The sequence below is a fragment of the Enteractinococcus helveticum genome (genome assembly GCF_001657475.1).
Classification (GTDB): domain Bacteria; phylum Actinomycetota; class Actinomycetes; order Actinomycetales; family Micrococcaceae; genus Yaniella; species Yaniella helvetica.
Map to the genome: position 1 here is coordinate 76397 of NZ_LXEY01000016.1, position 14705 is coordinate 91101.

Here is a 14705-nt window from a genome sequence, read left to right on the forward strand (position 1 = left end):
GTGCTGTTCTCACGACGACGATTTGTCACCGCCGGGGCGAGATTTATTCGAATCTGCGACGGAGTCCATGATTGGGGCCTGAATATTAGACTTTCGGTTGGACAGTGAAGCGTCGTCCGGTCAGTGCGGGGTTTATTGTCCGGACGTTTGCTATGCGTTCTGGGCTAAGGTCTGCTCGCGCAATACCGACGTCATCGCCAATCATGGCAATCGTGTTGCCCATCGGATCGATGATTGAGCTATGACCAACACCGGTTGGCGCGGACTGACCGGCGGCTACCACATAGACCGTGTTCTCGATGGCACGAGCACGCAGCAATGTCGTCCAATGGTTTTCTTTTAGCGGTCCTGGAACCCAGGCAGCGGGAAGCGCCAATACGTCTGCCCCAGCATCAACCAACACCCGAGAGACTTCCGGAAAGCGCAGGTCATAACAGGTTTGCAAGCCAACCTTGAGACCGTTGACTTCCAGGAGCTGTGGTTCTTCGATGGCACCAGGTTCGATCCACTTGGATTCATGGGCCCCGAAAGCATCATAAAGGTGCAACTTGCGATAGGTGGATTTGAGTTCACCCTCTTGGACACCAACCAGTGTATTGAACACACGCCCCTGGCCATTGGGCTCATTCATGCCTGCGATGATGACAATATTCTTTTCGGTGCTCAGTGCCCGCAAGGTGGTGACCGTGCGGCCGTCAAGCTCCTCGGCATTTTCAATATACGTCTCGTCGAGATCCGGTTTGGCATAGGTGGCATACTCTGGCAGCACCGCCAGGTCTGCGCCCTGGTCGGCGGCTTTGCCTATGAGTTGTTTGACGAGCTCAAGATTCTCGTCTTTGTCAGTTGTTGGAGCATATTGGATAACTGCAGCATGAAGATTCATATGTTTCCTTCTCCCCCAGTGAAGCGTGCTAGCAGAATAACGCTCTACGTCCTGTGGAAAAAGGTCTCATCACCGTTGATTCCACGCTTGCTGCTGGAGAGCCTGTGACAATTCATGTGCGTGGTGCATCAGCAGCTTGCCTATTTCGTCTCGACGAGGTTGTTTGAATCGTTGCTCAATACCAGTCAGACTCAGTGCTCCAGCAGGAAATCCCGTGACGTCGAAAACGGGAGCCGCTATCCCCCAGCTGCCTTCGACAATCAGGCCTGGGTTGGTCACATATCCCTTATGACGGCCATCGGCAATGCGCTCACGGATTGACGCTGGGCTATGGGCGGCCGAATGCTCGGCGATCAGGTCATGCTCAGCAAGGTAGTCTTCGACCTGGCGTTGCGGCATGAACGCCAGGATTGCTAGGCCGGCAGACGCGACGCCGAGCGGAAATCGCCGTCCCTCATAAAGTACGAAAGACCGGATTGGGAATGCGCCGTCCTCGCGGACCAAACACACCGTCTCGTTGCCGCGCAGAGTGGAGAAGAATGCGGACTCTTCGGTTTGCTGTGCCAGGGCGTGCACATGTTTTTGCGCGGTCTCCGTGACGTCGTAACGGGCGCCGGCGATGTTGCCCAATAAAAAGAGCTCTGGACCCAACAGCCACCGGCCGGATTTGGCATCCTGGTCGCAAAAACCTTCAGCGGCCAAAGAGTCCAGTATGCGATGTGCCGTGGGCCGTGCCATGTCGGACTGGCGGGCAGCATCCGAGGTCGTGACGCCGTTGGGCATAGCACCAGAGACCACTCGCAATAACGCTGCTGCGCGGGACAGCACTTGGACACCGGATCCTTTTTTCGCCATGTCCACATTATGGACACTTTGTGTGCCTCTTGTCACCTTCTGAGCAATTGCCCTCGAAAATATAGGGAACACTTGTTCATTTGCAAGGGCATCAGTAGGTTCATTATCAGATTCAGTAATCACCACATCGTGGACAGATGAGAAAAGAGTATGCACTTGAAGTACCAAGATGATGCGCTGGAGGCACTGGCCTCAGTCATAGAAGATGGAATGACCATCGCCGTCGGTGGATTTGGGCTCTCCGGGAACCCCACACGATTGATCCATGCACTGCGTGACACGGGGGCTAAAGATCTCACCATCGTTTCCAACAACATGGGTGTCGACGGCAAGGGTCTGGGGATCCTGTTAGAAAACCAGCAGGTCTCCAAAGTCATTGCATCCTACGTGGGAGAAAACAGCCTGTTTGCGCAACAGTACCTCTCCGGTGAGCTCGAAGTTGAGTTCTCGCCGCAGGGCACACTGGCCGAGCGACTGCGTGCCGGCGGCGTCGGCATCCCGGCATTTTTTACCGCGACCGGTGTTGGCACCGAAATTGCTCAGGGTAAAGAAGAACAAGTCTTCAATGGTCAGCGCGCCATTATGGAAAAAGGTATCCGCGCTGATATCGCCCTGGTCAAAGCGCACACAGCCGATACAGAAGGCAACCTGCGTTATCGCAAGACCTCCATGAACTTCAATCCACTGGCGGCAATGTCGGGTCAGTTCACGCTGGCCGAAGCCGAGCACATGCTCGACGATTTCATGGATCCAGAACTGGTCCATACCCCGGGCATCTTCGTCCAGGCGCTCGTGGATGCTGATCCGGTCAAGGACATTGAAAACGTTACCGTCCGCTCCCTGCAGGAGGTTGCATCATAATGTGGACCCGCGATGAAATGGCAGCGATTGCCGCCTCAGAACTCACCGATGGCCAGTACGTCAACCTTGGCATTGGGATGCCAACCCTGGTAGCAAATAATCTGCCTGACGGCGTCTCGGTCAAATTGCAATCCGAAAATGGGTTGCTCGGCATGGGACCTTTCCCGTATGAGGGTGAAGAAGATGCCGACCTGATTAATGCCGGCAAACAGACCGTGACGATCGAACCGGGCGGCAGCTTCTTCGATTCGGCCACCTCGTTTGGGATGATCCGCGGCGGCCACGTCAAAACTGCGATCTTGGGAGCCATGCAGGTTGCTTCAAATGGCGACCTGGCCAACTGGCAAATCCCGGGCAAGCTCGTGAAAGGCATGGGTGGCGCCATGGATCTGGTGGCGGGCACTCCGCACGTGGTGGTCATGACCGACCACGTTGCCAAAGATGGCACACCGAAAATCGTGACCGAATGCACCTTGCCGCTGACTGGAGCAGGCGTCGTCGACCGCATTATCACCGACCGGGCAGTGTTCGACGTCGTTGATCACCAACTAGTGCTGCGTCGGATCGCTCCCGGGCACACGGTGGATGAACTGCGAGAGATTACCGATGCTGACTTTGCTGTGGAGCTGGAGGAGGTAGCCGCATGACCGCCTATATTGCAGGATACGCGCGTACCCCATTTACCAAATTCACCGGCCAGTTGGCCACCGAAACAGCCGTTGATCTCGGTGCGCATGCAGTGTCCGCAGCGCTAGAACGCGCGGGCATCTCCGCTGACAAAGTTGATCAGGTGATTGCCGGCCAAGTATTACAGGCCGGAGCGGGGCAGAACCCTGCGCGACAGACCGCAGTGGGTGCCGGAGTTGGATTCAACAAACCCGCCCAGACGCTCAATGTGGTGTGTCTATCGGGTACCGAGGCGATTTCGCAGGCCAACCGACTCATCAACGCTGGCGAAGCGGAAGTCGTTGTCGCCGTCGGGCAAGAATCTATGTCACAGGCGCCGCACGTGGCTCCGCTACGCTCGGCTACCAAATACGGGGCCGCAAATTTTCAAGACACCGTTGATCATGATGGGCTCACTGATGCGTTCGAACGCATCGCGATGGGCACGCTGACTGATCAGGGCAATACTCAGTTAGGACTCAACCGATGCGACCAAGACGCCTACGCGGCACAGTCTCATCAGCGGGCGGCAGCCCACCAAGCGTTTCTCGCCGACGAGATCGCACCCTACACCGTCAAGACCCGTCGCGGGGAAACAGTAATCGAACACGACGACGGAGTGCGTGGTGATGCTACCGCCGAATCGCTAGCCAACCTGCGCCCGGCGTTTAACCCGGATGGCACCGTGACCGCAGGCAATGCCTCGCAAATCACCGACGGCGCTGCAGCCGTTGTGGTGGTGTCCGAGGCAGCTGTCGAGCGCATGGGGTTGAAGCCGCTGGCACGGATTGAATCCACGGCATTCGTTGCCGGGCCAGATGTGCAGCTGCACTCGCAACCGGCCAATGCGATCCGCTGTGCACTGGAGAAAGCCGGTTATGACACTGCCGAGTTGAAGGTCGTGGAAATTAACGAAGCTTTTGCGTCCGTCTCGCTGCAATCGGCCAAGGAGCTGGGCATTGACCTCGACCTGGTAAATCCGCGTGGCGGTGCGATCGCTCTGGGGCATCCGATCGGTGCTTCGGGAACCCGAATTGTTGGAACGTTAGCACGTCAACTGGCTGAAGCAGGCGCTGGATCCGTCGGCGCGGCCGGTATTTGCGGCGGTGGCGGCCAAGGCAGTGCCATCATCCTCCGTGCCGTCTAGAGCCAGCACTCTAGGGACGAAAAGCGCTGGTGACCGAGCGGGTCACCAGCGCTTTTGCTACTCACTACTTCTTTCGTTGTGCCACATTAGACGTTCCACGTGGCATACGGCGTGAAATCAGTGGGAAGCGCATTGAGCATATCTGTGCGTTCACCATCAGAAACGCCTTCCAGCATGGCAGACAGCGCAGCATGCGTACGTTTCCGACTTTGGGATTCGCTGAGCTCCAGTCTGCTGCCAACCCTGGTGACAAACTCTTCCGCATCGAATTTCACCTGGTTTTTAGCGTCACCCATATTGACCACCGAACTAAGTTCTTGCGGTAACTGCGCGGCGAAATTCGCCTGTGCGCCGTCAATATCTCGTTCGGCCAGCGTCTCAGCAACTGCAAGCAACGTGTCATTGGCTGCCTGAGTGGAGTTTATGTCTGCTCGTTGTTGGACAAGATCAATCATCTCTGTCATTTGCATAGTGTGCTCCTTTCGGAATACTGCTGCAGTGTGCCCGCCCTGCGGTTGTGTGGACAGACACCACACCGTCTTTGAGCATTGAGTTATTGAATCGGTGTGCTTTGTCCTTCTATTGTCTGCAGAAATCAGTGGACGATCGCAAGGGGTCGAGCAAAGTTCTGCGTAGATCCTCAGAAAATTACCAGCTGCCGTTACCTATGGCCGGAGAACAGGTTCCAAGCGCTTCTGTTGTGCTGCGTGTACAGCAACCATCATCAGCAAGATCCCAGCCAATAGTGCGGCAAGGGCAAAGGCCAAGAAGTTTGCGTTGGTTCCCAACCCCATAGCCAATAGCAGACCTCCGACCTGAGGGGCGGCGACAGCACCGAAACGGCCAATACCCAATGCCCACCCCAGTGCGGTGCCACGGAGGTGATCTGGATAGTAATTCGAGACAGCTGCGATCACGAGGCACTGTGTCCCGTGGGTGCCCACACCGGCAAGCACGAGCACAACGTAGACGACCCAAACTGGCGGTGAGGACAACAGTACGAGCAGGGCGGTTCCTGCCAATCCAGCTGCAGCAGCACCTGCAGGAACAGGGCCCCAGCGGTCACCAGCCCATGCGGTGACCGCTGAACCAACAACGGCACCTATGTTCAGTGACAACGCGAAGGTCAGTGCTGATCCCAGATCATAACCGGCCCGTTCCATGAGGTTTGGTAGCCAGGTGCCTAGACCGTACCAGGCAAAGAGTGTGAACAAGGTGATCAGAGCGAAGACGACCGAGATACCCAAATACGGGGCACGAAGCAGCGAGGAAAATCCGGTCGCGGCTGATTTCGTGTTCCCGGTTCCGCCAACATTATCGGTAGTTGGGGATGTCTCATGGCTTGGGAGGGTTTCCGGAAGATATTTGAACCCCAGTGGTACAACGACGAAGAGGGCTACGGCGGCTACCAAGAACATGGCAGGCCAACCAAAGGCTGGGATCAATGGGATGCCTAGCAGCGCGGCGAGCGAGCCACCAATCGGCACACCAGACATCATCAGTGTTGCGATCGAGGAGCGCCATTTGGGTGGTACGAGTTCTGCCACCATCGCATTTGCCGATGGCACGAGGCCACCCAAACCAATACCAGCGAGCAGCCGTAGTGCGCCAAAGACCCAGGCGTTAGGGGCGAAGGCACAGGCGATCGTAAGGACTGAGAAAGTGATGGAACAGGCCAGAATGGTCCGACGTCGCCCTAGGCTATCTGCAATTCGACCGGCAAACAGGGCACCGATCATCATGCCGATGAAAGCCATGGATCCGACCGTACCCAAGGATGCAGCACTGAGGCCCCAGCCAGGTTCTGCAAGCAGAGAGGATTGGACCGTGCCATAGACGATGAGGTCATAGCCGTCGAACACCACCAGCAGCCAACACACCAGAACCGCCATAGTGGCCTGTCGTCGCGAAATTGGGGGCTTGGTATCACCGGTGCTGCGCTGTGCGCTGGATCGCTGTCGTGTATTCAAGGTCATAGTCACATTGTGTCGGCGATAACACTGATGTGCAAAAATGTTCTGCCATGCAGAAACCTCAAACTTTCCGAAAGCCTCCACAGTATCCCGTAGAGTCGGTGGACCACGCGCTGGCGCTTCTGGAAATGGTGCGCGATTTTGGCCGAGTACGAATCAGCGTCGCAGCGAAACTGCTGGGCATATCAACGTCAACTGCGCATCGACTCATGGCAATGCTGGTGTATCGCGGATACGCCGAACAAGATGCCTCGCGCCGGTATGTGCCGGGGCCGTCAATGGGCCTAACTCCCGCTGGCTTGTCCTGGACGGCGGAATTGCGGCACCGGGCCCGACCTCACTTAGAAACACTGACTGAACAAGTACAGGAGACTTCAAACTTGGTGGTGTTAGCCGGCGACGCCGTGCGATTCTTGCTGTCCGTGGAATACAGTTCTGTGCCACCCCCCGCCGCACCTGTAGTGGGCGACAGTATTTCAGAACCTGGTGTCATTGGCGACCGGCGCGGCGTTGTCTTGCCCGCTGACAAAGCATCGGGCGGCAAAGCCATCTTGGCTCAGCTGACACGGGAGCAAATCCAACGGATCTTTCAGAAGGATCTTCGCCAACGAGATGGGACCTTGGATACCTCACGATTAGATCAGCTGCTGAACAAGGCGGCGATCATTCGAGCGCGAGGATTTGCCACCAACATCGAAGACACCGAAGCTGGCGTCAGCGCTCTAGGCGTAGCTATTCACGACGGAGAAGGCGCCGCCATAGCGGGCTTGAGCGTGTCGGTTCCACATCATCGTTTCAGCAAGGTAGTCGATGCCGGATTAGTTGGTCGCATCCAACAGACCAAACTTGAACTCGAAGAAGCCCTCCTCGACTTCTCCGCGCACGGGTAAAGACTCTTCTGACCACCAGAAACCATTATCTGTCACGTTATGGTGATGACCCGCTGGTCCAACGCTGCTGTCAACGTTGTCGCAGTGGCGAGGTTTGATCGACTACCCGTTCCAACTGTTCTCATCGTCAGGCATTATGGAGAGCAACCGGTAGTTTCCCTCCACCGGGGAACAGGTGTTCAACGACCCTGAGAAAGTCGAGCGTCTATATGTCATATGAACCTACTGATCCCGTCTTCAAGCCGAACGCCAGCGACGAGGCTATCCATGACGATAAACGAGCCTCCAGAAAGCGTCGTCGTTTCGAAAATAGTTGGGCGATTTCACTCTTTGGTACGGCCGTCGGCGCTGGCATCCTGTTTCTTCCAATGAACGCCGGGGCCGGAGGGGTCTGGCCACTGATTATCGCTACCTTGCTCATTGGGCCGATGACGTTTTTCGCGCATCGTGGGCTGTCGCGATTCGTGTCCGCCTCAGAGAATCCCGGTGCTGATATCACCGTGGTTGCCCGTGAGCTTTTCGGCCCGGTCGGCGGACAAGTTGTCACGATCCTCTACTTCCTGGCCATCTTCCCCATCGTCATGATCTATGGCATTGCCATTACCAATACCGTCGATAGCCTGCTGGTTGAGCAGTTGAATTGGGGTTCTCCTCCACGCTGGTTACTTTCCGGGGTGTTGATTGCACTGATGATGCTCGTGATGATCCGAGGTCAACGCGTCATGCTCGTGGCCATGCAATGGTTGGTATATCCGCTCATTGCAGCCTTGCTCGGCGTCACCCTGTTCCTCATTCCTTCGTGGCAACTGAGCTTCATTACTGAGACGACGCATTCATGGGGTGAGATGGGCCAAGCGCTCTTATTGGTTATCCCCGTGCTGATCTTTGCCTTCAACTTCTCGCCGGCGGTTTCTCAATACACCTTGGCCATGCAACGACGCTATGGTCCCGAGTCTGATGCCCGTGGCAATGTGGTGCTGCGTCGGACCACGATTTTGCTGGTCATTTTCACCATGGGGTTCGTCTGGTCCACCATATTGGCGCTGGGGGCAGATGGACTTCAGCAAGCCCGGGAATCGAACCTGCCGGTCTTGTCCTACCTGGCTCAGGTGATGGATGCCCCCTTCATTGAATACCTCGGCCCGGCAGTCGCCATTGCGGCAATTGGTTCCTCATTCTTTGGACATTATCTCGGCGCCGCTGAAGGAGCTGCCGGCATCGTCCGCTCAGTGGTGACGGCAGCAGGGAAAGAGCCCGCCGAGAAAACCATCAGTTTCGGGGTGGCAGTTTTTATTTTCCTTTCCACCTGGGGAGTCGCCATTCTCGACGTCGGTATTTTAGACATGATCGAAACCCTGGCAGGCCCAATTATTGCTGTGGTGCTCTATTTGATGCCGATGTATGCGATTCATCGGTTCGACGCGTTGGAAAAATATCGGGGCAAGGCCTCCAACGTTTTCACAACCGTCGCCGGTATCGCCGCGGTGGCCTGCATTATCTACCGAATCTTCGTCGTGGGGCTTTAGTCGATCCAGCGATAATGATTCACGCTGACCAGAGAACCTAGGGTGCGCTGCGCTCTGCGTAGTGGTCATTGGTCAAGCGCCAATGATGTAATTCGATCTAGTGAGAAAGCATGGCGTTACCCCCAGTAGATGCCTAACCTGAAAAAAGTCATTGAAACATATAAAACTTAAGGTTATGGTTTTTACACCTAAGTGATCTACCTAACTTTTTCAGGAGTCTTCATGGTTTTGTCAGCGGATGTCTCACGCTCCGACACTTCTTTTGCACCTCGTCTGCCTCAGTGCAGCCACTTCATTGATGGTCAGCACGTCGACCCATCAGGTTCAGAAACCACTGAAGTTGTTGACCCAGCCCGAGGTAAGGCCATAGTGTCGCTCCGGCTCGGCAACGAGAAGGATGTCGATACTGCGGTTTGCGCAGCTCGAGCTGCGCTTCCCACGTGGGCAGCAAAAACACCACAGGCCCGTTCAGAGCTGCTCCTTGCTTTGGCAGAGGCAATCGCTACAGATCGGGAGAATTTAGAAAAGCTCGAAGCCATCAACTGTGGGAAACCACTCGCGGTAACCGCCGATGACGTCGACAGCACCATAGACGTTTTTCGCTTTATGGCCGGGGCTGGGCGTACCGGCTCAACTATTCCGGCTGGTGACTACGTTGCAGACACCATGTCGCTAGTACTAAGAGAACCCATTGGCGTGATTGGACTAGTTACACCCTGGAATTACCCATTGCTGATGGGCGCATGGAAAATCTCGGCAGCACTGATGGCAGGCAATACGGTCGTGTATAAACCCAGCGAAGTCACTCCTCTAACCTCGCTGCGGCTCGCAGAACTTGCTAAAGACATACTTCCCGCCGGGGTACTGAATCTAGTCCTGGGTACCGGGCCAGAAGTTGGTCAATCCCTGAGCAAGCATCCGCAAGTCGATATGATGGCATTAACCGGTAGTGTGCGCGCTGGAATGGCTGTTGCGTCTACCATCGCATCGGATCTCAAGCGTGGCCATTTTGAGCTCGGCGGTAAGGCTCCAGTAATTATCTGCGATGACGCCGACCTTGAGAATGCAGCCAACACCGTTACTGAAGCGGGTTACTGGAACTCTGGACAAGAGTGTGGCGCTGCAACTCGCGTCATCATTCATGAGTCTGTAGCTGACGAATTCACCCAACTACTGGCGCAGAAAGTTGGATCCTATGTCCTCGCCGATCCAGAAATACCCGGCGAGGAAAACCTCGGACCCATGATTTACCAGGGTCACTACGCCAAAGTCATGGACATGATCGGTGAAGCCGTAGAGCGTGGCGCCGAAATCGTGCTCGGTGGCAACGGCGATGACTCTGCCGGATTCTGGGTAGAGCCAACGATTCTTAAAGTCTCGATCGGGGACCCGATCACGGAAAACGAAGTCTTTGGTCCAGTGGTCACCATCGAAACGTTTAGCGATCTCACTGAAGCGGTCGAACGCGCCAACGCCGTGGAATATGGGCTCACCGGCTCCGTCTTTACGGCAGATGTCTCAACCGCCCTCGAGGTCTCAAAAGCTCTGGACTTCGGAAGCGTCAATGTCAATACGCATTTAGCCTTGCCGACTGAAATGCCCTGGTCAGGTTTCAAACATAGTGGTTACGGGCGCGACCTCTCAGCATATGCCTTAGACGATTTCTCTCGCACCAAACATATCGCCATTCGTCACTAACCCCACTTATCAACTTCCACATCAACTCTGAATAACGGAGAGACTCATGACCGCACAAAGCATTTCGAATGCCAAAGTCAACCAACCATGGAAAAACTGGGGAGGCAACCAAGAATTCACACCAGCGCTCACAGTTCGTCCAACAACCGAAGCCGAGATAGTAGCTGCAGTTCGGCATGCTATTCAAGAAAAGATGACCGTTCGGGTAGCCGGGGCCGGTCACTCATTCACACCGGTTGTTGCTACCAACGGCTTGCTGCTCGATCTTTCGGACATGCAACAAGTCACCGGGGTCGACTCCGAAACCCGACGTGTCAGGGCACTCGGCGGCACACAAATCGACAAGTTCGGCGACCCCCTTTGGAAAGCTGGACTATCTCTCGGTAACCAAGGCGACATTGACAAACAAGCCATCGCCGGTGCAATTTCGACTGCAACCCACGGCTCGGGAATCGAGTCAGGGTGTTTCTCCTCCATGATCACCTGGGTTCGCCTAATCAATGGCCACGGTGAAATCATTGAAATCGACGAAGGCGATATGAAACGCCTGCGTGCCGCCCAGGTTGCCGTCGGGACCCTCGGCGTTATCCTCGAAGTCGAACTTCAAGCGGTACCGGCGTACCATCTTCGCGAAGAAATCACTTATGAAACGACCGACGAACTGTTAGATGGATGGGACCAAAACCCACACAACGCTCGTCATTTCTCGTTCCTATGGTGCCAGGCTCCAGAATCTGCCGGACTCTACGAACTCCCAACCCCACCTGGCTTAGATATGGTCGGGCGGGCATATACCAAGAGATATTGGGCCGAAGATCTCGACGACGTCAATAACCCGATCACCGAAGAAGGACGACGACACGACCGCGCTTACAGAATCTATCCAGGTGGTTTCGGGATACCCTTCCACGAGCTGGAATATTATGTCGGTGTCGATCGAGCTAAAGACGCCTGGATTGCGCTGAAAGATTTAATCTTCGAACAACACCCAGAGCAGAAATATCCAATTGAAACCCGCTGGACACAAGCTGACCAGGGTTATATCTCACCGTTTTATAGAGAAGACAAAGTTTCGCTTTCTGTTTCGGGGGCTCCCGGCACTAACTACGAACCGTACTTGCGCGACGTCGACAAGTTGCTGCAGCAATTTGATGCCACAGTGCACTGGGGCAAGATTCATTATTTGACCAGGGAGCGAGCTGACAAGCTCTTTCCTGAAATTGAAACATTCCGTCAGGTCCGTCGCGAGCTTGACCCCAACGGAGTGTTCCTGAATAAGCACACCGAGGAACTCTTTTCCTAGTTTCCTAGGATGAAGTGAGCGGAGGCTCTCATGGAATTTGTAGGGACAGCCGTTATTTGGCTGATGATGTTATTCGTCGTCATTGGTGCGATCGGTGCGATCAAGGACGATACCAAGGGTATAGGCCTCGAATTCAAAGAAGGTATTTATTCAATTGGTCCAATCTTCTTACCGGTCGCTGGCATCATGGCGTCCATTCCGTATCTGTCACAGTTCGTGGAAGCGATTACGGGCCGAATCTTTGCATTCATGGGTGCCGATCAAGCCATGGCAGCTGGAGCTCTAATCGCCGGTGACATGGGCGGATACAATCTTGCGAACGTCCTGGCGGAATCGCACGGCGCCTGGATCATGGCGAGCGCAACAGCTTTCATGTCGGGTTCCACTATTGTGTTCTCGATTCCAGTTGGTTTGGCCATGCTGGAGAAACGACATCACCGCTACCTTGCTCTCGGCGTGATGTCCGGGGTGTTGACGATTCCAATCGGAGTCTTTTTCACCACCCTAATCTTGAAGGTCACCCAGACGCGGTTACGCAGTGAAATCAATACAACCGGTGAATCAGACCAGGTTTTTGAACTCTCGTGGGGCGAGATTATCGCCAACCTCATCCCGATCGTTATTTTTGTTGTCGCTCTTGCACTTCTACTCAGACTGGCAACTGACTTTATGATCAAAGCGTTCCTAATCTTTGGCAAAGTTCTTGATACCGCGCTGAAGGTGGTGTTAGCCCTAGTCATTGTCGAATACTTCACCGGCATCCTTTCCACCATTTTGGGCGGCTGGGGTTTCGATCCGATCATTGCAGATGAAGAAGACCAATTCCGTGCGCTCGAAATCGCAGGTGCTATCGGCATCATGCTTGCCGGAGCGTTCCCACTGGTTTATGTCATTCGTAAATACCTCGCCGTGCCTCTGGATGGGGTCGGCAAGCGGATAGGGATGAGCTCAGAAGGCATGGCCGGAGTCTTAGCGGCATCGGCAAATATTCTAGCTATGTTCCGGTTAATTCCCACTATGCCACCAAGAGATCGCGTCATAGCTATCGCTTTTTCCGTTTGTGCAGCCTTCACATTTGGTGATCACCTGGCATTCATGGCGAACTTCCAACCCAACATGGTGGTTCCGCTGGTAGTTTCCAAGCTGGTAGCCGGTGTTATAGCAATGCTCTTGGCACTGTGGTTAGCCGTACCAAAAGCGTTGAAGCTGGCCGAACAGTACAAACATGAAGAAGAGGAAGCGAAAAAGAAAGTCGAAGCCTAATAACGATGCGGTGGCCAGTTCCTGTTTACGCACTCAGAGGCAGGAACTGGCCACTACCTAGTTAATAACTACTTGTTGCCCACATTCCGAATGATCGTCTCAAGAATCTGTGAAGGTATGGTACCGGTATGAGCCCTTCAAAAAAGCTTCATTCGGAAGTTGCTACCTCTGGCAATTTGGCAATCGTGAGCCAATTGCACGTCCCCATGAAGCCATCTTCAAGATCGAGCGCAGTGGAACACCAACTCCGCACCGGCATTGGTATCGGCGTTCTTGAAGCGGGAACCCGGTTACCGAACGAGCAGATAATGGCTCGGCACATGGGTGTTTCGGCCCTTACGTTCCGTCAAGCCCTGGATAGATTACGTGAAGCAAGGCTCGTCAGTACCCGTCCCGGACGCGGCGGCGGTACCTTTATCAGCGCCTCATTATCCGCCTTGGAACAACTATCCCAACAAGCTCTATCTGATATTTCCTTAGCAAAAATCGCAGACCTGGGCCATTCAGTTTCCGAACTGCACGCATCAGCTGCACGCCTAGCTGCTCAGCGTCGCGATGACATCGATATCAATGAACTCCGGCTGAGCGCTGATCGTTTGCTTGAACCAATGACCGCGATTGAACGTCGTCGGGCCAGCACGCTTTATGTCATCACGATCGCCCGCATTGCGCGATCAGAGACGCTTTTAGCAGCTCTGGTTCCATTGATAGGAGAGTTCCAACTTTTGGCATGGACCGATGAAGCCAACGGTCTCATTGCCGAATTGAATCATGCAGCCCAGCAAACAGTAGATGCTATCCTTCGTGCCGCACATGACGAGGCTGCGGAAGCCGCCAGGAAACACCTACAACTTATAGCCCGACAGATTGTCCGAGAACGCTCCCTGTTATTTGCCACTCGTGTCACCCAAGATGATTTATCTCCTCAAGCAGCGTTTCATGAATTGCTGGGACATATTCAACAGATACGAGCCAGCCTCCAGAACGGCTGCCAGCGACTGATCGAACTTGAAGCGCCCAGATACGCCAGAGCAGAACCCTCCGACGAGATTGATGCGATTCTCAAAAATATCGCAAGCCAGAACAACACGCTGCTTCGGGGCGCCGGTATAGCCTACGCGCCGGGGATGTTGGAAGATAGCCGTTTGTGGATGGACTGGTGGGATAGCGATTACGGCCTCGACCTCACATTTAAATCTCACGACTTTAATGCGCGTTCGCTGCAGTACTACGACTACGAACACATGCGTTGGTTTACCGAACCACTTCGCACTGGCAAATTTTCAGTAATAGGACCGTACCTTGATCGAGGCGGTATCGAGACTTCTACGATTACCGTCTCACTTCCAATTACCGAAGGAGCCTATGCCGGGTGCGTGCTCGGCGCAGATCTGCATATACCCGGGATCGAAGAAATCTTGCTGAGCAAGAGCAAAGCCACTGCTCATGACCATATTTTGGTTACCGATGCCAAGCGCGTGCTTGTATCAACCAGCCCTGTAGCAATGCACGGGGCACTGCTCGAGCCATCCTGTACTGGCCAGCTGACAGTCGTAGCTCAGGAAAATGGTCACCCGCTAACGCACTGGCAATTACTCACTGCTGCAGGGAACGACAATCAAACTCCGAGACAATAACTC

Annotated in this window: 13 protein-coding genes; 9 read left to right on the forward strand and 4 right to left on the reverse strand. The window is 54.7% G+C overall.

Annotation, left to right across the window (positions count from 1 at the left end):
* Nucleotides 1-85: 85 nt before the first annotated feature.
* Together A6F49_RS05920 and A6F49_RS05925 are read right to left on the reverse strand one after the other, a co-directional pair.
* Entirely contained in the window at nt 86-883 is a 798-nt protein-coding gene (locus A6F49_RS05920) for a carbon-nitrogen hydrolase family protein (RefSeq protein WP_043057608.1), read from the reverse strand.
* 69 nt (nt 884-952) lie between these two features.
* Nucleotides 953-1738: an IclR family transcriptional regulator gene (locus tag A6F49_RS05925; RefSeq protein ID WP_043057607.1), complete on the reverse strand. Its 786-nt coding sequence runs from the start codon at nt 1736-1738 to the stop codon at nt 953-955.
* A gap of 150 nt (nt 1739-1888) precedes the next feature.
* Between A6F49_RS05925 and A6F49_RS05930 the strand changes: the two genes are divergently transcribed.
* Genes A6F49_RS05930 through A6F49_RS05940 form a run of 3 tightly spaced genes read left to right on the forward strand, consistent with a single transcriptional unit; the run spans nt 1889 to nt 4412 of the window.
* Nucleotides 1889-2599 (forward strand): CoA transferase subunit A, encoded by a 711-nt coding sequence (locus A6F49_RS05930; protein ID WP_043057606.1) that lies wholly within the window; start codon nt 1889-1891, stop codon nt 2597-2599.
* The gene (locus tag A6F49_RS05935; protein WP_327019947.1) at nt 2596-3246 is read left to right on the forward strand and encodes a CoA transferase subunit B; all 651 of its coding nucleotides are present in this window, start codon (nt 2596-2598) and stop codon (nt 3244-3246) included. Before A6F49_RS05930 ends, A6F49_RS05935 begins: the two co-directional genes overlap by 4 nt.
* The gene (locus A6F49_RS05940; RefSeq protein ID WP_043057604.1) at nt 3243-4412 is read left to right on the forward strand and encodes an acetyl-CoA C-acyltransferase; all 1170 of its coding nucleotides are present in this window, start codon (nt 3243-3245) and stop codon (nt 4410-4412) included. Before A6F49_RS05935 ends, A6F49_RS05940 begins: the two co-directional genes overlap by 4 nt.
* Before the next feature lie 86 nt (nt 4413-4498).
* On the opposite strand, the gene A6F49_RS05945 is transcribed toward A6F49_RS05940, so the two are convergent.
* Nucleotides 4499-4882: a DUF2267 domain-containing protein gene (locus A6F49_RS05945; RefSeq protein WP_052504810.1), complete on the reverse strand. Its 384-nt coding sequence runs from the start codon at nt 4880-4882 to the stop codon at nt 4499-4501.
* Nucleotides 4883-5077: 195 nt separating this feature from the next.
* Nucleotides 5078-6388 carry an MFS transporter gene (locus tag A6F49_RS05950; protein ID WP_043057603.1) on the reverse strand — a complete coding sequence of 437 codons (1311 nt, stop codon included), beginning with the start codon at nt 6386-6388 and terminating at the stop codon, nt 5078-5080.
* A 47-nt stretch (nt 6389-6435) separates the two neighbouring features.
* On the opposite strand from A6F49_RS05950, the gene A6F49_RS05955 reads away from it, so the two are divergent.
* From A6F49_RS05955 to A6F49_RS05980, 6 genes are all read left to right on the forward strand, one after another.
* Nucleotides 6436-7275: an IclR family transcriptional regulator gene (locus tag A6F49_RS05955; protein ID WP_043057602.1), complete on the forward strand. Its 840-nt coding sequence runs from the start codon at nt 6436-6438 to the stop codon at nt 7273-7275.
* A 209-nt stretch (nt 7276-7484) separates the two neighbouring features.
* Nucleotides 7485-8801 (forward strand): SLC5/6 family protein, encoded by a 1317-nt coding sequence (locus A6F49_RS05960; protein ID WP_235604881.1) that lies wholly within the window; start codon nt 7485-7487, stop codon nt 8799-8801.
* A gap of 222 nt (nt 8802-9023) precedes the next feature.
* Nucleotides 9024-10499: an aldehyde dehydrogenase family protein gene (locus A6F49_RS05965; protein WP_235604883.1), complete on the forward strand. Its 1476-nt coding sequence runs from the start codon at nt 9024-9026 to the stop codon at nt 10497-10499.
* A 46-nt stretch (nt 10500-10545) separates the two neighbouring features.
* Nucleotides 10546-11802: a D-arabinono-1,4-lactone oxidase gene (locus A6F49_RS05970; RefSeq protein WP_043057601.1), complete on the forward strand. Its 1257-nt coding sequence runs from the start codon at nt 10546-10548 to the stop codon at nt 11800-11802.
* Between the two features lie 30 nt (nt 11803-11832).
* On the forward strand, nt 11833-13065 hold the full coding sequence (locus A6F49_RS05975; protein ID WP_043057600.1) for an ethanolamine utilization protein EutH: 1233 nt from the start codon (nt 11833-11835) through the stop codon (nt 13063-13065).
* A 233-nt stretch (nt 13066-13298) separates the two neighbouring features.
* A complete protein-coding gene (locus tag A6F49_RS05980; RefSeq protein ID WP_043057599.1) occupies nt 13299-14702 on the forward strand; it encodes a GntR family transcriptional regulator in 1404 nt (467 codons plus the stop codon).
* The last annotated feature ends 3 nt before the right edge of the window (nt 14703-14705 follow it).